18 protein-coding genes are annotated in these 18891 nt (G+C 74.2%); 12 read left to right on the forward strand and 6 right to left on the reverse strand.

All coding sequences use genetic code 11. The features are described from left to right. Window positions 1-209: 209 nt before the first annotated feature. Both O2W17_RS20915 and O2W17_RS20920 read right to left on the reverse strand, forming a co-directional pair. Entirely contained in the window at window positions 210-962 is a 753-nt protein-coding gene (locus tag O2W17_RS20915) for a DUF2461 domain-containing protein (RefSeq protein WP_269194410.1), read from the reverse strand. Beyond that, entirely contained in the window at window positions 872-1435 is a 564-nt protein-coding gene (locus O2W17_RS20920) for a GNAT family N-acetyltransferase (protein WP_269194411.1), read from the reverse strand. The genes O2W17_RS20915 and O2W17_RS20920 overlap by 91 nt, the downstream gene beginning before the upstream one ends. Window positions 1436-1501: 66 nt before the next feature. Between O2W17_RS20920 and O2W17_RS20925 the strand changes: the two genes are divergently transcribed. After that, a complete protein-coding gene (locus O2W17_RS20925; protein WP_269194412.1) occupies window positions 1502-2713 on the forward strand; it encodes a winged helix-turn-helix domain-containing protein in 1212 nt (403 codons plus the stop codon). Here the strand turns inward: O2W17_RS20925 and O2W17_RS20930 are convergent. Next, window positions 2688-3107, reverse strand: coding sequence for a DUF1232 domain-containing protein (locus tag O2W17_RS20930; RefSeq protein WP_269194413.1), 420 nt, complete (start codon window positions 3105-3107; stop codon window positions 2688-2690). The genes O2W17_RS20925 and O2W17_RS20930 overlap by 26 nt on opposite strands. Before the next feature lie 76 nt (window positions 3108-3183). Here O2W17_RS20930 and thyX point away from each other — a divergent pair, with 76 nt between their 5' ends. The 6 genes from thyX to O2W17_RS20960 all read left to right on the forward strand — a co-directional run bounded on the left by thyX (window position 3184) and on the right by O2W17_RS20960 (window position 9456). Then, entirely contained in the window at window positions 3184-3936 is a 753-nt protein-coding gene (gene thyX, locus O2W17_RS20935) for an FAD-dependent thymidylate synthase (protein WP_269194414.1), read from the forward strand. 72 nt (window positions 3937-4008) lie between these two features. Next, window positions 4009-4815, forward strand: a complete 807-nt coding sequence (locus O2W17_RS20940) for a thymidylate synthase (protein ID WP_331254329.1) — start codon at window positions 4009-4011, stop codon at window positions 4813-4815. Beyond that, the gene (locus O2W17_RS20945) at window positions 4812-5348 is read left to right on the forward strand and encodes a dihydrofolate reductase (protein ID WP_269194415.1); all 537 of its coding nucleotides are present in this window, start codon (window positions 4812-4814) and stop codon (window positions 5346-5348) included. The genes O2W17_RS20940 and O2W17_RS20945 overlap by 4 nt, the downstream gene beginning before the upstream one ends. A gap of 9 nt (window positions 5349-5357) precedes the next feature. Continuing rightward, entirely contained in the window at window positions 5358-6254 is an 897-nt protein-coding gene (dapA, locus tag O2W17_RS20950; RefSeq protein ID WP_269194416.1) for a 4-hydroxy-tetrahydrodipicolinate synthase, read from the forward strand. Next, a complete protein-coding gene (locus O2W17_RS20955; protein ID WP_269194417.1) occupies window positions 6251-7951 on the forward strand; it encodes a ribonuclease J in 1701 nt (566 codons plus the stop codon). Before dapA ends, O2W17_RS20955 begins: the two co-directional genes overlap by 4 nt. A 197-nt stretch (window positions 7952-8148) precedes the next feature. Then, window positions 8149-9456, forward strand: a complete 1308-nt coding sequence (locus O2W17_RS20960) for a right-handed parallel beta-helix repeat-containing protein (RefSeq protein ID WP_269194418.1) — start codon at window positions 8149-8151, stop codon at window positions 9454-9456. Between the two features lie 78 nt (window positions 9457-9534). Here O2W17_RS20960 and O2W17_RS20965 read toward each other — a convergent pair whose 3' ends face one another. From O2W17_RS20965 to O2W17_RS20975, 3 genes are read right to left on the reverse strand one after another with little or no spacing between them, the layout of a single operon-like run. After that, window positions 9535-10212, reverse strand: coding sequence for an anti-sigma factor family protein (locus tag O2W17_RS20965; protein ID WP_269194419.1), 678 nt, complete (start codon window positions 10210-10212; stop codon window positions 9535-9537). Beyond that, window positions 10209-10745 carry a sigma-70 family RNA polymerase sigma factor gene (locus O2W17_RS20970; protein WP_269194420.1) on the reverse strand — a complete coding sequence of 179 codons (537 nt, stop codon included), beginning with the start codon at window positions 10743-10745 and terminating at the stop codon, window positions 10209-10211. The genes O2W17_RS20965 and O2W17_RS20970 overlap by 4 nt, the downstream gene beginning before the upstream one ends. A 58-nt stretch (window positions 10746-10803) precedes the next feature. Beyond that, window positions 10804-12774 carry a S9 family peptidase gene (locus O2W17_RS20975; RefSeq protein ID WP_269194421.1) on the reverse strand — a complete coding sequence of 657 codons (1971 nt, stop codon included), beginning with the start codon at window positions 12772-12774 and terminating at the stop codon, window positions 10804-10806. A 288-nt stretch (window positions 12775-13062) separates the two neighbouring features. Between O2W17_RS20975 and nthA the strand changes: the two genes are divergently transcribed. The 5 genes from nthA to O2W17_RS21000 all read left to right on the forward strand — a co-directional run bounded on the left by nthA (window position 13063) and on the right by O2W17_RS21000 (window position 18889). Further along, window positions 13063-13701 (forward strand): nitrile hydratase subunit alpha, encoded by a 639-nt coding sequence (nthA, locus tag O2W17_RS20980; RefSeq protein ID WP_269194422.1) that lies wholly within the window; start codon window positions 13063-13065, stop codon window positions 13699-13701. Window positions 13702-13706: 5 nt separating this feature from the next. Continuing rightward, window positions 13707-14330, forward strand: coding sequence for a nitrile hydratase subunit beta (nthB, locus tag O2W17_RS20985; RefSeq protein WP_269194423.1), 624 nt, complete (start codon window positions 13707-13709; stop codon window positions 14328-14330). Beyond that, window positions 14330-14692 (forward strand): nitrile hydratase accessory protein, encoded by a 363-nt coding sequence (locus O2W17_RS20990; protein WP_269194424.1) that lies wholly within the window; start codon window positions 14330-14332, stop codon window positions 14690-14692. Before nthB ends, O2W17_RS20990 begins: the two co-directional genes overlap by 1 nt. 149 nt (window positions 14693-14841) lie before the next feature. Then, the gene (locus O2W17_RS20995; protein ID WP_269194425.1) at window positions 14842-17355 is read left to right on the forward strand and encodes an FtsK/SpoIIIE family DNA translocase; all 2514 of its coding nucleotides are present in this window, start codon (window positions 14842-14844) and stop codon (window positions 17353-17355) included. A gap of 70 nt (window positions 17356-17425) precedes the next feature. Then, window positions 17426-18889 (forward strand): MiaB/RimO family radical SAM methylthiotransferase, encoded by a 1464-nt coding sequence (locus tag O2W17_RS21000; protein WP_269194426.1) that lies wholly within the window; start codon window positions 17426-17428, stop codon window positions 18887-18889. The last annotated feature ends 2 nt before the right edge of the window (window positions 18890-18891 follow it).

An 18891-nucleotide genomic window follows, 5' to 3' on the forward strand; every position in this document is an offset into this window, starting at 1 on the left:
GAGTAGGACGCCGCCGGACAACCATTCCCGAAGGGGCCCCAGCATCCGTGCTGGGGCCCCTTCGTCATGCCCACACCCCTCCCCGGGCGGTACCGCAGCCTTCCCGCAGACAAGCACCCCGCAGACGTCGCGCTTCTCCGCGGAAACGCACCCTTCTCGGGCCGGGTGGTGTCGAGCGCCGCCGGGGCCGGCGGCGCTCGACAGTTCCGTCAGCGGCGGGGCCGGGGCTCCTTGGTGGTGGCTCCGACGTTGTCGGCGAACCAGGCGTTCAGCGTCTCGAGATCGCGCCAGGACCGGCGCACGCGGTCGAGTGCCTCGCGGGTGTGCAGCCAGTCCTCGGGGGTCCACCGGCGCGAAGCGTGCAGCGCCTTGTGCTTCAGGAGGTCGATGCGGTCGTCGTCGGCGGAGTGGCCGGCGGGCACCCGGACCAGCCGGTCACCCGCGATGTCCCAGCCGGCCGCGCGGAGCCGTCCCACCTCGGCTTCGAGGGCAGGGCCCTGCACCGCGTCGGCGACGGCGCGCCGGTACCGGGCGATCTGGTCGGACTCCAGCCGCCAGCAGCCGCCCGCCACCATGAGGCCGTCGGCGTCCACCTGCACGTACCAGGCGCCCGCTCCCCGGCCCTCCGGGTTCACCACCGCGCCCTGGTGCGTCTTGTAGGGCGTCTTGTCGTGGCTGAACCGCACGTCCCGGTACGGCCGGAACATTTTCGCCGTCCCGAACTCCGGCGCGAGCTCCTCGAGCAACTGCAGCATCGGGGTGCGGACGTGGGCCTCGTAGTCGTGCTTGTGCGTCGTCCAGAAGGTCTTCGAGTTGTCGGCCTCCAGGCCCTCGTAGAAGACCAGTCCCTCGTCGGGGAAGCCCGCGAAGCTTACGGTCGGCCGTCCTCCTCGTCGTCCAGCACGGTGTGCCAGCGCAGCTCCCGCAGCGGTGCGTCGCCGGTGTCCAGCGTGCGCGCCCACCCGTCGGGCTCCCAGCCGGCCGACTCGTAGAAGTCGGCCGAGGCCCGGTCGGATTCCGCCAGCCACACCTCCAGGCGCCGGGCTCCGTCCGCGGCCGCCAGGTCGGTGACCGCGGCGAGCAGCCGGCTGCCGTGCCCGCGCCTGCCCCAGCGGGGCTCCACCAGCAGGGTGCCGACCTCGCCGACGTCCGCCACGACGGCGAGCGCGGCGAAGCCGACGACAGTGTCCTTCTCGATCGCCACCAGGACCCGGTGCGACGGCGAGGGCGGCGAGGTGACGGCGGCCCGCCAGGAGCCGGCGACGGCCGCCTCGTCCCAGGCGTCGAGGACCTCGGCCGGCAGCACGACGCGGTAGGCGGTGCGCCAGGTGACGCCCTGGACGCGGGCGACGGCGTCGGCGTCGCCGGGCCGGGCCGGGCGCACCGAGACGTCCGCGGACCCCGTGAGGCGCGGGAACGGCAGATCCGAGGTCATCCGGGCAGCGTAAGCGGCGCGGGGTGGTTCGGCGGTCGTCGTACCGGACGGGCAGGATCGGCCGACGTGAACCCCGTCGAGCGGCTGCCGGCCGCCCTGGCCCGGCGCATCGCCCTGGCGGCGCAGGGGTTCGCCGATCCGCGCCCGGCCGTCCCCGCGGGGACCCGGCAGCTGCGCCGGCTCACCGAGCGGCTCGGCGTCGTGCAGATCGACTCGGTGAACGTGGTGTCCCGCTCGCACTACCTGCCCGCGTTCAGCCGGCTGGGGCCCTATCCCCGGGAGCAGCTGGACGCGCTCGCCAACCGGCGGCACGACCTGTTCGAGTACTGGGCGCACGAGGCGTCCTTCCTGCCGGTGCGGCTGCACCCCGTCCTCCGGTGGCGGATGGCCGCGGCCGAGCAGGAGGCGTGGGGGTCGATGACCCGCGTCCAGCGCGAGCGGCCCGAGTACGTGGCCGCGCTGCTGGCGCGGGTGCGCAGCGACGGCCCGCTCAGGGCCAGCATGCTGCAGGAGGAGCGGCCCAACCGCCCGGGCAGCATGTGGAACTGGCATGCCGGCAAGGCGGCCCTGGAGTACCTCTTCTTCACCGGCGCCCTCACCGCGACGGCGCGTACGGCCGGCTTCGAGCGGGTCTACGACCTGCCCGAGCGCGTGCTGCCCGCCGACGTGCTGCACGCCCCGACCCCGGCGCGGGCGGACGCCGTCCGCGAGCTCGTCCGCACCGCCGCGCGGGCGCTGGGGGTGGCGACCGAGACCGATCTCCGCGACTACTTCCGGCTGACCCCCGCCGATGCCCGGGCCGCGATCGCCGACCTGGCCGGCACCGGGGAGCTGCTGCCGGTCGAGGTGGCCGGGTGGGGCCGCCCCGCCTGGCTGGACCCGGCGGCCCGGCGTCCCCGCTGGATCCGGGCGCGTGCGCTGCTCAGCCCGTTCGACTCGCTGGTGTGGGAACGCCCGCGGGTGGAGCGGATCTTCGGCTTCCGGTACCGGCTGGAGATCTACACGCCGGCCGACAAGCGGGTGCACGGCTACTACGTGCTGCCGTTCCTGCTCGGCGACCGGCTGGTCGCCCGGGTCGACCTCAAGGCCGACCGGCAGAGCGGGGTGCTGCGGGTCCAGGCCGCGCACGTCGAGGAGCACGCCGACCCCCTGCACGTCGCGGCGGAGCTGGCTGCCGAACTGCGGCTCATGGCGGGCTGGATGGGCCTGGGCGCCGTCGTCGTCGCCGACCGGGGCGACCTGGCGCCGGAGCTCAGCCGGGCGGTGGCGGCCGGGTGAGGCCGGCCAGCCGGCGGACGACGGCGAGCCCCGCCGCCTCGCCCGGCCAGTGCCGGGCCAGGGCGTCGTCGCCGGCCCGCCGGACCACCGAGCGCAGCGCCCACGCCGTCACGACCACGTCATCGGCGTAGCCGAGCACCGGGACGACGTCGGGCACCAGGTCCACCGGGGACAGCAGGTAGGCCAGCAGCAGCCACAGGCGCACCCGCACGGTGCGGGGGAGCGAGCGGTCGGCCGCGAGGCGGCGCACCAGCCGGACCAGGTCCGGGAGCAGGCGGAGCGCCTCGCGCGCGGTCAGCCCGTCGGGGCGGGTCCGCCACAGCAGGGCCAGCACCACCAGCCAGACCAGCAGGAGACCGCCGGCGACGGCGAGCAGCACGCGCAGCCAGTCCACGCCGCCAGTCTGCCGGGCCGTCCCGAGCCGCTCCGGCGGCAGGGCGGCGCCCGGCCGCCGCCGTAGGCTCGCAGGCGTGCCCCCGGTCGCCCCGCTCCAGGTCCAGGTCATCGCGCAGACGCAGTTCACCCCGCCGGCGGACGTGCCCTGGGAGACCGACGCCGACGGCGGCCAGGCGCTGGCCGAGTTCGCCGGCCGGGCCTGCTACGAGTCGTGGGACAAGCCCAACCCGTCGACGGCGACCAACGCCGGCTACCTGCGGCACATCCTCGAGGTCGGGCACCTCGCCGTGCTCGAGCACGGCACGGTCAGCATGTACCTGTCCGGCCTGTCCCGGTCGGTCACCCACGAGCTGGTCCGCCACCGCCACTTCTCCTTCAGCCAGCTGTCGCAGCGCTACGTGCCCCAGCGGGACGCCGCCGTCGTGGAGCCGGCCGTCATCGCCGAGGACCCCGAGCTGCACGCGCGGTTCGTGGCCGCCACGGACGCCGCCCGCGCCGCCTACGACGAGCTGCTGCACGGGCTGGAGGAGCGCTTCGCCGACGTCCCCAACGCCACCCTGCGGCGCAAGCAGGCCCGCCAGGCCGCCCGCTCGGTGCTGCCCAACGCCACCGAGTCGCGGATCGTCGTCACCGGGAACTACCGCGCCTGGCGGCACTTCGTCGCCATGCGGGCCAGCGAGCACGCCGACGTCGAGCTCCGCGAGCTCGCCGTCGCCTGCCTGCGCGAGCTGCACCGGGTGGCGCCCAACGTGTTCGGCGACTTCCGGATCAGCACGCTGGCCGACGGGACCGAGGTCGCCGCCAGCCCGTTCGTCACCGAGGGCTGACCGCCGCGGGGCTCCTGGTGCGGGTGTGCCGCGGGCTCGGCGGTGTCGGTGCCGGCCCGTACCCTCGGGCCCGTGGCAGCACCGATCGACACCCAGTACGAGGACCTCCTGCGGCGGATCCTGGAGCAGGGGACGGCCAAGGACGACCGGACCGGCACCGGCACCGTCAGCCTGTTCGGCGAGCGGCTCCGCTACGACCTCGCCGAGACGTTCCCGCTGGTGACGACGAAGAAGGTGCACTTCAAGTCGGTCGCCGTGGAGCTGCTGTGGTTCCTCCGGGGAGACAGCAACGTCGGCTGGCTGCGCGAGAACGGCGTCACCATCTGGGACGAGTGGGCCTCCCCCGAGGGCGAGCTGGGCCCGGTGTACGGCGTGCAGTGGCGGTCGTGGCCGGCGCCCGACGGGCAGCAGGTCGACCAGATCACCGGCCTGCTGGACACGCTGCGGACCGACCCCGACTCCCGGCGCATGATCGTCAGCGCCTGGAACGTGAGCTCGCTGCCGGACATGGCGCTGGCGCCCTGCCACGCGCTGTTCCAGTTCTACGTCGCCGACGGCAGGCTCTCCTGCCAGCTCTACCAGCGCAGCGCCGACATGTTCCTGGGCGTGCCGTTCAACATCGCCAGCTACGCGTTGCTGACCCGGATGGTCGCCGCGCAGGTGGGCCTGGAGCCGGGCGACTTCATCTGGGTGGGCGGCGACTGCCACATCTACCGCAACCACGTGAAGCAGGTGACCGAGCAGCTCTCCCGCGAGGTGCTGCCGTTCCCGTCGCTGGAGCTCGCGCCCGCGCCGTCGCTGTTCGACTACACCTACGAGCACCTCGCGCTGCACGACTACCGGCACCACCCCGCGATCCGGGCAGCCGTGGCCGTGTGACCGGGCTCGGGACGGTCCCGGAGCGGGGCGGCGTCGCCATGATCTGGGCGCAGGCACGCGACGGGGTGATCGGGGCCGACGGCGGGCTGCCGTGGCACCTGCCGGAGGACCTGGCGCTGTTCCGGCGGCTGACCACGGGCGGCACCGTGGTGATGGGCCGGCGCACCTGGGAGTCGCTGCCCGAGCGCTTCCGCCCGCTGCCGGGCCGGCGCAACGTCGTCCTCACCTCCGACCCGGCGTGGTCGGCCGACGGCGCCCACCGGGCCGCGTCGGTGGAGCAGGTCCTCGCCGAGCACGCCCCGTGCTGGGTGATCGGCGGAGGAGAGGTCTACGCCGCGTTCCTGCCGCACGCCGACCGGTTGGTGGTCACCCACGTCGACGTCCACGTCGAGGGGGACACGTGGGCGCCGGCCCCCGGGCCCGGGTGGCGGCGGGTGTCGCGGACGCCGGACGAGGGGTGGTCGACGTCGTCGTCCGGGCTGCGGTTCGCGGTGGTGGAGCACGTGCGGGAATCAGTTCCCTCCGCTGGGTAGATTCACCTCATGACCACCGACCCCGCCCGGCCGTTCGGGCGCCTCCTCACGGCGATGGTCACCCCGCTGGCCGAGGACGGGTCGATCGACCTGTCCGGAGCGCAGGAGCTGGCCGCGCACCTGGTCGACCGGGGTGGGAACGACGGGCTGGTCGTCTTCGGGACGACGGGTGAGTCGCCGACCATCAGCGACGCCGAGCAGCGCGCCGTCCTCGAGGTGGTGCTGGACGCCGTCGGCGACCGCGCCACGGTCGTCGCCGGCGTCGGCACCTACGACACCGCCCACTCGATCGACAAGGCGCGGGCGGCGGCCGAGCTGGGTGTCCACGGCCTGCTCGTGGTGACGCCGTACTACAGCCGTCCTCCGCAGGCCGGCCTGCTCCGGCACTTCACCTCGGTCGCCGACAGCACCGACCTCCCGGTGATGCTCTACGACATCCCGATCCGCACGGCGACGCCGATCGAGGTGGAGACCCTCGTGCGCGCCGCGGAGCACCCGCGGATCGTCGCGGTGAAGGACGCCAAGGCCGACCTCGGGGCCATGGCCTGGACGATGGCCCGCACCGATCTCGCCTACTACAGCGGCGAGGACATGCTCAACCTGCCGATCCTCGCGCTCGGCGGCGTCGGCATGGTCAGCGTCGTCAGCCACGTCGTCGGCCCCCGGCTGGTCGAGCTGATCGCCGCCGTCGAGGGCGGGGACCTGATCAAGGCCCGCGAGATCAACGACAGCCTGCTGCCGGTCTACACCGGCATGTTCCGCACCCAGGGCGTCATCACGGTGAAGGCCGCGCTCAACGCGCTCGGCCTGCCGGCCGGACCGGTCCGGCCGCCGCTGGTCGACGCCACCCCCGAACAGCTCGCGCAGCTGCGCGACGACCTCGCCGCTGGAGGCGTAACCCTGTGAGTGGTCAGGTCACCCAACCGCACCTCGATCTCAAGGCCCCCCCGCCGCTGCCCGAGGGCGGGCTGCGCGTGATGGCCCTCGGCGGGCTCGGCGAGATCGGCCGCAACATGGCCGTGCTCGAGTTCGACGGCAAGCTGCTGGTCATCGACTGCGGTGTCCTCTTCCCGGAGGCCGAGCAGCCGGGCGTCGACCTGATCCTGCCCGACTTCGGCGTCATCGAGCACCGGCTCGACGACATCGTCGCCGTCGTCCTCACCCACGGGCACGAGGACCACATCGGGGCCATCCCGTACCTGCTGCGGCTGCGCGAGGACATCCCGCTGGTCGGCTCCCGGTTCACCCTCGCGCTGGTCGCGGCCAAGCTCCGCGAGCACCGGCTGGACGCGACGCTGATCGAGGTGGCCGCCGGTGACGACCACCTGGCCGGGCCGTTCCACTGCGAGTTCATCTCGGTGAACCACTCCATCCCCGACGCGCTGGCCGTCGCGGTCCAGACCCCGGCGGGTGTGCTGGTGCACACCGGTGACTTCAAGATGGACCAGCTGCCCCTGGACGGCGTCCTCACCGACCTGGGCGCGTTCGCGCGGCTCGGGGTCGAGGGCATCGACCTGCTGCTGTCGGACTCCACCAACGCCGAGGTGCCCGGCTTCGTCACCCCCGAGCGGTCCATCGGCCCGGTGCTCGACGACGTCTTCGCCCGCGCCTCGCAGCGGCTCATCGTCTCCAGCTTCGCCAGCCACGTGCACCGGATCCAGCAGGTGCTCGACTGCGCGGACAAGCACGGCCGCAAGGTGGCGCTGGTGGGCCGCTCGATGGTCCGCAACATGGGCGTGGCCCGCGACCTGAAGCTGCTGCGCATGGCACCGGGCCTCATGGTCTCCCTCGACGACGCGGCGAAGATGCCGCCGGAGCAGGTCGTCCTGGTCAGCACCGGGTCACAGGGCGAGCCGCTCTCGGCGCTGGGCCGCATGGCCCGCGGCGACCACCACCAGGTGACCATCGAGCCCGGCGACACCGTCGTCCTCGCCTCGTCCCTGGTGCCCGGCAACGAGACCGCCGTCTACAAGGTCATCAACGGCCTGGCCCGGCTCGGCGCCACGGTCGTGCACAAGGAGACCGCGCGGGTGCACGTCTCCGGGCACGCCCCGGCCGGCGAGCTGCGCACGCTGCTCAACGTGGCCAAGCCGAAGTACCTCATGCCGGTGCACGGGGAGTGGCGGCACCTGCGGGCGCACGCCAAGCTCGCCGAGGAGACGGGCATGGCCACCGACCGGATCCTGCTGGCGGAGGACGGCGTCGTCGTCGACCTCGTCGACGGCAAGGCCTCGATCGTGGGCAGCGTGCCCATCGGCGACGTCTACGTCGACGGGCTGAACGTCGGCGACGTCGGCGAGGAGTCGCTGCAGGCCCGGCGGATCCTCGGCGACGAGGGCTTCGTGGCGCTGACCGTGGTGGTCGAGCCGTCCACCCGCACCATCGTGCGGCCGGTGCACCTGTCCACCAAGGGCTTCTCCGACGACCCGTCCGCCTTCGACGAGGTGCTCGCCCTGGTCGAGGACAACCTCAAGCGGGCGCTGCAGGACGACGGCGTCGACGCGCACCGGATGTCGCAGATCATCCGGCGCACCGTCGGCAAGTGGGTGTCGGACAAGCACCGCCGCCGCCCGATGATCATCCCGACGGTGCTGGAGGTCTGAGCAGGTCGGCCGCCCGGGCCCGGGAGCCACAGCCGGTCACCGGTGCGGTCGTGCGCGTGAGCGCGCGCCGGAAGCCGGACCCGGGTCAGCCCGGATCTGCAGGAAGTTCCACGAACATCGAACGCCCGCGTCGGTGGTGCGTAACCACCGTCGTCCGGTGCTCGTCAGCCGGACCTCACCGACGAGGGAGACGACTGATGCGCACCAAGACGCTTGCGAGCGCCGGCGCGGCCGGGCTGGCACTCGGCCTGCTGGCCGCTGCTCCGGCCCAGGCCACCGAGGAGCCCCGCAAGAACCACGGGAACGGGGACATCCGGGTCACGACCACGAAGGACACCGTCGACCACGACCTGCACGACGGCACGTGCGCCGACGCGGAGGGCGAGTGCTCGCTGCGCGCGGCGGTGCAGCAGGCCAACGCCTCCGGCGGCGGCACGGTCGTGCTGGCGAAGAAGGCCGGGTACGCGCTCGTGCTCCAGGGGGAGGACGACGACGCGGCGACCGGCGACCTGGACGTGACGTCGGCGGTGACGATCGAGGGCAACGGCGCGACCGTCGACGGCCGCGGCGAGCACCGGGTCTTCGACGTCCTCGCCGGTGGCACGCTCAGCCTGCGGCACCTCACGGTGACCGGCGGCGCGGCGCTGGGCGAGGGCCTGCCGGCCTCCGGCGGCGGCGTGCGCAACGCCGGCGTGCTCGAGGTCGAGCGCAGCACGATCACCGGGAACCAGGCCGTGCGGGCCGGTGGCGGCATCGAGGCGAGCCCCGGCTCCACCACGACCCTCAACCGCTCCACGCTGTCGCACAACAGCACCGGCGCGGGCCCCGGCAACGGCGGCGGGCTGCACCTGACCGGCGCCGGCACCGTGCACGTCGGCCGCAGCGTCGTCACCGGGAACACCGCGGCCGCCGAGGGCGGCGGGCTGTGGAACTCCGGGGCGGGCACCATGACGGTGGACCGCAGCAAGGTCTCCGGCAACACCGCCAGCGGCGACGAGGCCACCATGGGCGGCGGCGGCCTGTTCCAGGAGGCGGGCGCCACCGGCACGCTGACCGTCACGCGCTCCGAGATCCGGGACAACGTGGCCGACGGCGCGGCCGGGTCGGGCGGCGGCATCCTCAACGACCAGGGCACCGTGGTCGTCGAGCGCAGCGTGATCAGCGGCAACACGTCGATGCGGGCCGGCGGTGGCATCGAGGCCAACATCGGGTCGACGTCGCTGGAGCGGACCGAGCTCAACGGCAACAGCACCGGAGCCGCTCCCGGCAACGGCGGCGGGCTGCACCTCACCGGCGCCGGCGACGTGCGGATCGACCGCAGCCGGGTCACCGGCAACACGGCCGCCGCCGAGGGCGGCGGGCTCTGGAACTCCGCGACCGGGGCCATGACCGTCACCCGGACCGACATCCGGCGCAACGCCGCGCCCGTCGGCCCGGACGTCTACCAGGACGGCGCCGGCACCGGCTTCACCATCGACGGCAGCACGGTGGCCCCCACCGCCTGACCGCAGCACATCGGCGACCACGGCCGCGCCGGGGAGGGGCGACCTCCCCCCGGTGCGGCCGCGGTGCGTCCGCGGCGGTCAGAACCGCGAGCGGAGCACCACCGCGCCGTCGGCGTCGATCACGGAGAACCCGCTCGCGTCCTCGCGGAGCACCGACGAGTTCAGGTTGCAGTGCAGCTCGACCGGCCCGACGCCGAGGAAGGAGCCGGCGGGGACGACGCCGCCGTCCTGCTCGGTCACCGCCACCCGGTAGACCTCGCCCGCGGTGAACCCCTCGCCGGACAGCTTCACCTCGACGCCCCAGGTGTGCGGCACCAGGGCGGCGGACGCCTCGATGCCGGCCTCGGTCACCTCGACGGCGACGACCTCCAGGGGCACCGGCGTGGGCACCGGCCGGGTCAGCCAGCCCACGCCGAAACCTGCGGCGGCGATCCCGGCGGCCGCCGCGGCCGCGACCAGCGCCGTCCGGCGGCGGGACGGCCGCCGCGCGGGCCGCGCCCGCTCCTCGGCGGCGATCCTCGCCAGCACCGCCTCGCGCAGCCCGGGTGGGGGAGCGGGCGTCTCGTCCAGCCGGTCCGGGTCGAGGCCGGCCAGCCGGGGGGCGAGCGGGCTCAGCTCGGCCAGCTCCGCCCGGCAGGCGGCGCAGCCGTCCAGGTGCGCCCGGACGGCGGCCCGCTCGGCGGCCGTCCCGTGCCCGAGGGCGTACACCCCCAGCTGCTCGCGGATGTCGCGGTGCTCCTGAGGCGGCTCGCTCACGGTTCCACCCCCATCTCCTCCATCGCCAGGCGCAGTGACTTCAGTCCGTAGAAGACCCGGCTGCGCAGTGTGCCCACCGGGATGCCGAGCTCGGCCGCCACCTCGTCGTGCGGACGTCCGCGCAGGTGCGTCTGGACGATCGCCGTCCGGTGGTCGGGCGCGATCCGGCGCAGCGCCTCCTCGACCACCCAGGCGTCCACGAGCTGCTCGTCGACGCCGTTCCGCGCGGGGAGCTGGTCGGCCCTCGGCTCGGCGAGCTGAGCCTGCCACGGCCGGACGGCCAGCCGCCGGACCTCGTCGACGACGACGTTGCGGGCGATCGCGAACAGCCACGTCCGGAGGCTGGCCAGCTGCGGATCGAAGGAGCCGGCCGCCCGCCAGGCCCGGAGGAACACCTCCTGGACGACGTCCTGGGCGGCTCCGCCGTCGCCCAGCTGGCGCAGGGCGAAGCGGTACAGCTCCGGCCCGTGCGCGGAGTACGCCGCCCCCACGTCGAGCTCACCGGCGGGCGCCAGACCTCGACCTCGCCTCATGGGCACTCCTCCCGGAACCGTTCCACCGGGAGGCATACGGACGCCGGGCCGGTCGGGTTCAGCGGACGGGCGAGGTCGGCCCCGGCTCCGGGCGGCGGACGACGTCGATCGGCGCGATGCCCTCGGCGGCCGGCAGCTCGAAGCCCCAGACCTGGGCGTAGAAGGACAGCTCGCCGTCCAGCGCCGTGCGGATGTTCTCCGCCCTGCGGAACCCGTGCTGCTCGCCGGGGAAGAGCAGGTACGCGTGCGGCACGCCGTTCTCCCGGAGCGCGGCGACGATCGACTCGGCCTGCGACGGCGGCACGACCGCGTCCTCCTCGCCCTGGAACACCGCCAGCGGGGTGTCGAGGGAGCCGACGTGGGTGATCGGCGAGCGCTCGGCGTAGACGGCGGCGCCCTCGGGCCACGGGGCGACCAGGCCGTCGAGGTACCGCGACTCGAACTTGTGCGTCTCGGCGGCGAGCGCGCCCAGGTCGGCTACCCCGTAGTGGCTGGCCCCGGCGGTGAACACGCCCGGGCGCATGGCCAGCGCGGCCAGGGTCGTGTAGCCGCCGGCCGAGCCGCCCCGGATCGCCATGCGGGCCGGGTCGACCCGGCCCGCGTCCGCGAGGGAGCGGGCGCAGGCGACGACGTCGTCGAGGTCGATCACGCCCCACCGGCCCTGCAGCGCGTCGCGGTAGCGGCGGCCGTAGCCCACCGAGCCGCGGTAGTCGACGTCCGCGACGCAGAACCCGCGGGAGGTCCAGTACTGGATCTCCAGGTTCAGCACCGGGACGGCGGCGGCGGTGGGGCCACCGTGGACCACGACCACCAGCGGTGGGAGGCTCCCTGCCGGGGCCGCCACCTCGGGGTTCGTCGGCGGGTAGACCAGCGCGTGGGCGACGTCGATCCCGGTGCCCCGGTCCTCGGTCGGGAACGTGACGTGCTCGGGCCGTGAGAACCACGCCGGATCCAGTCCCAGCTCCCGCGCCGGACGCAGCACCTCGGTCGCGCCGCTGTCGGCGTCCACGTGCAGGACCACCGGTTCGCTGGCCGGACCGCCGGCGACGCAGACGACGCCGGTGCCGTGCGCCGTGACGAACCGGAAGGTGCCGTAGGGCAGGTCCAGCTCGCGCGGCTCCTCACCGGGGGTCAGCACGGCCAGGCGGTCGCGCCCGTCCCGGCCGTAGGCCAGCACCACGCGCCCGTCGGGGAGGTGGGCGTACCGGGACGAGCCGAACATCCACTGGGGGCCGGCGATGTCGCTCCCGACGTCGACGACCAGCTGCGGCTGCTCGTGCGGGCGCTTCCGGTACAGCGACCAGAAGTTCGTGCGGTCACCGAGCCACCACAGCGAGAGGTCCTCGCCCCAGACCGGCTGGACGACGGACTCGCCCGGCCCGCCCGCGAGGACGTGGTCGGTGCCGTCGGCCGCGCGGACGACGAGCTGCGCGCTGTCCCACGGCATGTCCGGGTGGTCCCACTGCAGCCACGCGAGCGTGACGCCGTCCGGGGCGAGGCGCGGGTCGGAGACGAAGTCGGGTCCGGAGACGAGCACCTCGGCGGTGCCGTCGGAGCCCACGCGCACGATCTCGTTCACCACGTCGGCCGCCGCGCCGGAGGGGGCGTGCGTCTCCCGCACGGCGAGCACCCCGCCGGCGACCACGGCCAGGTCGGCGTACCGGACGCCGGACGGGATCCCCGGCTCGGGCGTCACCGCGACGGGGGAGGCCTCGCCGGGTGCCAGTCGGTACAGCCGCTGGTCCGAGAACTCCGAGAACCAGACGACGCCGTCGGCGACCGTCCACGCGCCCCCGCCGTACTCGTGCACGCGGGTGCGGGCGTTCCACGGTGCCGGGAGCACGTCGGTGACCACGCCGTCGGCGGTGCGCCGCACGAGCGTGGTGCGACCGCCCTCGGCGGGGCGGGACTCCGCCCACCAGACGTCCGCACCGTCCACGACCACCTCGCCGAGGCGGGCCGCGGCCCGGACGACGAGCTCGGAGGTGACGGGGGTGGGCCAGCTGCCGTGGGGGAGCGGGGCGCTCATGCCCGTGACGTTAGCCGGGATCACCGCGGTCGTCGGCGCTCAGCCGGACCGGGCCGGAGCTGCGGCCGGACGGGGCACCGGCTAGTAGCGTGGCGCCATGGTGGCGTTCGGACGCCGTTCCGGGCCGGCAGGTCGATGCCCTGCGACGGCCGGCGCCGCAGCGCCCGTGGCAAGGCCACGGTCACCCGACCAGGGATGGACGGTCGACCGGGGCGCCGGACGCACCTCCGAGCGGAAAGGGGGATGGGGCGATGGGGCCGCCGAGCGGTTCCGGGCCCCTGACCACCGATGGACGACCACGACCACGACCACGATCACGACCACCCGCAGTACAGCGAGCTGTCCGAGATGGACGCGCGGGTCCGCGCACTCGAGACCCTGCTGACCGAGAAGGGCCTGGTCGACCGGGCCGCCCTGGACGCCGTGGTGGAGCGCTACGAGAAGGAGGTCGGTCCGCACAACGGTGCCCAGGTCGTCGCCAAGGCCTGGACGGACGGGGAGTACCGGCGGTGGCTGCTCGAGGACGCGGACGCCGCCATCGCATCGCTGGGGCACGTGGGGCGCCAGGGGGAGCACATGGTCGCCCTGGAGAACACCCCGCAGCGGCACAACATGGTGGTGTGCACCCTCTGCTCGTGCTACCCGTGGCCCGTGCTCGGGCTCCCGCCGGTCTGGTACAAATCGCCGGCCTACCGGTCGAAGGTGGTGATCGACCCGCGCGGCGTGCTGGCGGATTTCGGCGTCTCGTTGCCCGAGGACACCGAGATCAAGGTCTGGGACTCGACGGCGGAGGTCCGCTACCTGGTCATCCCGGCGCGCCCGGAGGGGACGGACTTCATGAGCGAGGGAGAACTGGCCGGGCTCGTGACCCGGGACAGCATGATCGGCACCGGGCTCGTCCACGCACCCTCGGGCGCCGCCCGGTGAACGGCGTGCACGACACGGGTGGCATGCAGGGGTTCGGACCGGTCCGCCCGGAGCCCGACGAACCCCCGTTCCACGACGAGTGGGAGAGACGCTCCTTCGCCATCACGCTCGCCCTGGGCGCACTCGGGCTCTGGAACATCGACCAGATGCGGCACGAGCGCGAGTCCCTGCCCCCGGCCGCGTACCTGGCCAGCAGCTACTACCGCATCTGGTTCCTCGCGGTGGAGAACGCCGTCCGCCGGCTCGAGCTCCTGGACCGGGAGGGCCTGAGGGCGCGCACCGCCGAGGAGCTCACCGGGCTGTTCTCGTCACGGTCCAGCTACGAGCGGCCCATCGGAGCCGGGCCGGTCTTCCGGGCGGGCCAGCAGGTGCGGACCCGCACCATCAACCCGAGCGGGCACACGCGTCTCCCCCGCTATGCGCGAGGCCGTGTGGGCACCGTGCTCGCGGTCCGTGGTGCGCACGTGTTCCCCGATCGCAATGCCGTGCCGCTCGGCCAGGAGCCGGACCCCGCCCCCGAGTGGCTCTACACCGTCGAGTTCAGCGCTGGTGAGCTCTGGGGCGCAGCCGCCGACCCGACCGTCACCGTGTCGGTCGACGCCTGGGAGCCGTACCTGGAGGCCGTCTGATGGACACGACCGCCGCCGGCACGCTGGCCCGCATCTCCGCGGCTGCGGGGAACGAGCTGCCGCTGCCGCCGTCCGGCAGCGAGCAGGTCTTCGCCGCTCCCTGGCAGGCGCAGGTCTTCGCGATGACCGTGACCCTGCACGAGGCGGGTGCCTTCACGTGGGTGGAGTGGGCCCGCACCCTGGGGCGGCACGTGTCCGGCGGCCGGCCCGACGGCAGCGACTACTACGAGCGCTGGGCCGACGCGCTGGCCGAGATGCTCCGGGACCGCGGCATCGCGACCGAGGAGGAGGTCGAGCGGGCGACGGGGGCCTGGCACGAGGCCGCCGCCCGCACACCGCACGGGATGCCGATCGAACTCTGATCGACGGCGGTGCCGACCGGACCCGCCGATCCCCGGGCGCGTTCGAGGGGCCGGCCCGGCGGCAGCCGGGTCGGGAGACGGGCGCCGCGTGCGGGACACGACACCCGGCCTGGCCGTCGGGGACCCTCCTCGGGATTACGGTCTGACGCATGCCTGCCCGTACCACGTCGAACAGCCGGCCGGCCGCGACCCGCAGCCGATCGGGTTCGACGGCGGCGAGCAAGAAGCGGCCCGCCGCCAAGCGGGCACCCAACCGGCGGCCGCCGGCGAAGAAGAAGCCGTCGTCGGGTCCCTCGCTGTGGCGGATCGCCAGCGGCGGCTGGAACCTGCTCGCCCGCGGCGCCGGTGGGCTCGCCCGCTCGGTCGCCCGGCCCGAGGAGGCCGAGCCGCTGGCGCCGGAGCACCGGCGCGACGGGGTCGGGCTGGCCGTGCTCGGGCTGGCGATCGTGCTGGGGGCCGCCGCCTGGAGCAATGGCATCGGGCCGGTCGGTGCCGGGCTGACCGACGCGGTCCGCTGGGTCGTCGGCTCCCTGGTCATGGTGCTGCCCGTCGTGCTGTTCTTCGCGGCGCTGCGGCTGCTGCGCCGCGGACCCCGGCCGGAGGCGCGGGGCCGGCTGGTCATCGGCTGGCTGTGCGCGGTCGCCTCCGTGCTCGGCATCGCGCACGTCGTCGGCACCCCGGCCGAGCCGCAGGCGGGCCGCCCGGGCTCGGGCGGGCTCGTCGGGTGGGCCGTGGGCACCCCGCTGACCGCCGGGCTGGGCCCGGTCGTCACCGTCGTCCTGCTGGCCCTGCTGGCGTTCTTCGGGCTGCTGGTCATCACCGCGACGCCGGTGCACCAGATCCCCGAGCGGCTGCGCGAGCTCACCGACCGGCTGCTCGGCCGCGACGAGTACGACGAGGACGAGTACGACGACCAGGACGACGAGGAGCCCGAGGAGGCGCCGGTCAGCCGCCGGTCGCGCCGTCGGCCGCTGTCCGAGGACCTGCTCACCACCGGCCCGATCGACCACGGCGCGTACGCCGAGGCGCCCGAGGCCACCCGCACCACCGATCCGGAGCACACCGAGCTGGCGCCCCCGCCGCCGGTCCCGCCCGCACGCCCGCCGGTCCCGGTCGTCGACCGCACCTCCCCGCCGGAGGACCTGCCGCCCATCACCGAGCCGGAGCAGCTGTCGATCCAGCCGGTCGAGGGCGACTACGTGCTGCCGTCGCTGTCCACGCTGCGGCCCGGCGACCCGCCGCGCGCCCGCTCCAAGGCCAACGACGTCGCCATCGCGGCGATCAGCGGTGTCCTGGAGCAGTTCAACATCGACGCCGCCGTCACCGGGTTCACCCGCGGGCCGACGGTGACCCGCTACGAGGTCGAGCTCGGCCAGGGGGTGAAGGTCGAGAAGATCACCGCGCTGACCCGCAACATGGCCTACGCGGTGGCCAACGACAACATCCGCATCCTGGCCCCGATCCCGGGCAAGTCCGCAGTCGGCATCGAGGTGCCCAACACCGACCGCGAGAAGGTCAGCCTGGGTGACGTGCTGCGCTCGCAGGCGGCCAAGCAGGACCCGCACCCGATGCTGGTGGGCCTCGGCAAGGACATCGAGGGCGGGTTCGTCTGCGCGAACCTGGCGAAGATGCCGCACCTGCTGGTGGCCGGTGCCACCGGTGCCGGTAAGTCCAGCTGCGTCAACTCGATCCTGACCTCGCTGCTGCTGCGGGCCACCCCGGACCAGCTGCGGATGATCCTGGTCGACCCGAAGATGGTCGAGCTGACGCCCTACGACGGCATCCCGCACCTGATCACGCCGATCATCACCGACCCCAAGAAGGCCGCGACCGCGCTGGCCTGGCTGGTGGAGGAGATGGAGCAGCGCTACCAGGACATGAAGTCCACCGGCGTCCGGCACATCGACGACTTCAACAAGAAGGTCGACAAGGGCGAGATCACCGTGCCGCCCGGAAGCGAGCGGGTCTACCGCCGCTACCCCTACATCCTGGCGATCGTCGACGAGCTCGCCGACCTGATGATGGTCGCCCCCCGGGACGTCGAGGAGCACATCGTCCGGATCACCCAGAAGGCCCGTGCCGCCGGCATCCACCTGATCCTGGCCACGCAGCGCCCCTCGGTCGACGTCGTCACCGGCCTGATCAAGGCCAACGTGCCCTCCCGGCTGGCCTTCTCGACGTCCAGCCTCACCGACAGCCGGGTCATCCTCGACCAGCCGGGCGCGGAGAAGCTCATCGGCATGGGTGACGCACTGTTCATGCCCATCGGCGCGGGCAAGCCGATGCGCGTCCAGGGCGCGTTCGTCTCCGACGCCGAGATCGAGGCGGTCGTCGAGTTCAGCAAGCGCCAGGCCGAGCCGGAGTACCGCGAGGAGGTCTTCTCCGCGGGCAGCGCCGGCGAGAAGAAGGAGATCGACGAGGACATCGGCGGCGACCTCGACCTGCTGCTGCAGGCGGTCGAGCTGATCGTCACCAGCCAGTTCGGGTCGACGTCGATGCTGCAGCGCAAGCTGCGCGTCGGCTTCGCGAAGGCCGGCCGGCTGATGGACCTGATGGAGAGCCGCGGCATCGTCGGGCCCTCCGAGGGCTCCAAGGCCCGCGACGTCCTCGTCAAGCCCGACGAGCTCGAGGCGACCCTGTTCACCCTGCGCGGCGGGGAGTAGCGGGCCCCTGTCCGGCAGGTCACCGTTTCCGCCCGGCGGCCGGACCGGGGACACCGACTACGATGGACGGGTGACAGCCGCGCCCACCCCTGCCCGGACCGTGGCCGTGGTGACGCTCGGATGCGCTCGCAACGAGGTCGACTCCGAGGAGCTGGCCGGCCGGCTGGCCGCGGAGGGCTACCAGCTGGTCGAGGACGCCGAGGGCGCCGACGCGGTCCTGGTCAACACCTGCGGGTTCATCGAGACCGCCAAGAAGGACTCCGTCGACGCCATCCTCGCGGCGACCGACTCCGGCGCCTCCGTGGTCGCCGTCGGCTGCATGGCCGAGCGCTACGGGTCCGAGCTCGCCGGTGCGCTGCCGGAGGCCACCGTCCTCGGCTTCGACGACTACTCCGCGATCGGGGACCGTCTCGACGACGTCCTCGCCGGCCGCCCCCTCGTGCCGCACACCCCGCGCGACCGCCGCACGCTGCTCCCGATCAGCCCGGTCCAGCGCTCGGCGGTGCTCGCCGGGGCCGGGGGCCGGGTGGACGACGCCCCGGCCATCCCCGGGCACGACTGGCTGCGCCGCCGCCGGCTGGCCTCGGGGCCGTCCGCGGCGCTGAAGCTGGCCTCGGGCTGCGACCGGCGCTGCGCGTTCTGCGCGATCCCGGCCTTCCGCGGGGCCTTCGTCTCGCGGCCGCCGGCCGACGTGCTGTCCGAGGCGCGGTGGCTGGCCTCCCAGGGCGTCACCGAGCTGGTCCTGGTCAGCGAGAACTCCACCTCCTACGGCAAGGACCTCGGCGACCTGCGCTCGCTGGAGAAGCTGCTGCCCGAGCTGGCGGCCGTCGAGGGCATCGTCCGGGTGCGGGTGGCGTACCTGCAGCCGGCCGAGCTGCGCCCCGGCCTGCTGGAGGTCATCGCCGGGAAGGGCGGCCACGGGGGAGTCATCGCCCCGTACTTCGACCTGTCCTTCCAGCACTCGTCGCCGACCCTGCTGCGCCGCATGCGCCGGTTCGGGGGGACCGACGACTTCCTGCGGACGATCGAGCGGGCCCGTAGCCTGGCGCCCGGCGCCGGGTTCCGCACCAACGTCATCCTCGGCTTCCCCGGGGAGACCGAGGACGACGTCGCGGAGCTGGAGCGCTTCCTCACCGAGGGCCGCCTGGACGCGGTCGGTGTGTTCGGCTACTCCGACGAGGAGGGCACCGAGGCCATGCGGCTGGACGGGAAACTCGACCAGGCCGAGATCGACGCGCGCGTCCGGCGGATCACCGACCTGGTCGAGGAGCTCACGGCGCAGCGCGCCGAGGAGCGGATCGGCGAGTCGGTCGAGGTGCTGCTCGCCGAGGACCTCTCCGCCGAGGAGGGGCCCGGCACCTGGCTCGGCCACGCCGCCCACCAGGACCCGGACGCCGACGGCACCACCACCGTGACCGGCGTGCCGGACGGCGCGGTCGCCGGGCAGCTGGTGGCCGCCGAGGTGGTGGGCACCGAGGGCATCGACCTGGTCGCCACGGCTCTCGTCCCCGCGGCTCCCGCGGCCGGGCGGTGACG

This window comes from Blastococcus sp. VKM Ac-2987, from assembly GCF_026967805.1.
Classification (GTDB): Bacteria; Actinomycetota; Actinomycetes; order Mycobacteriales; family Geodermatophilaceae; genus Blastococcus.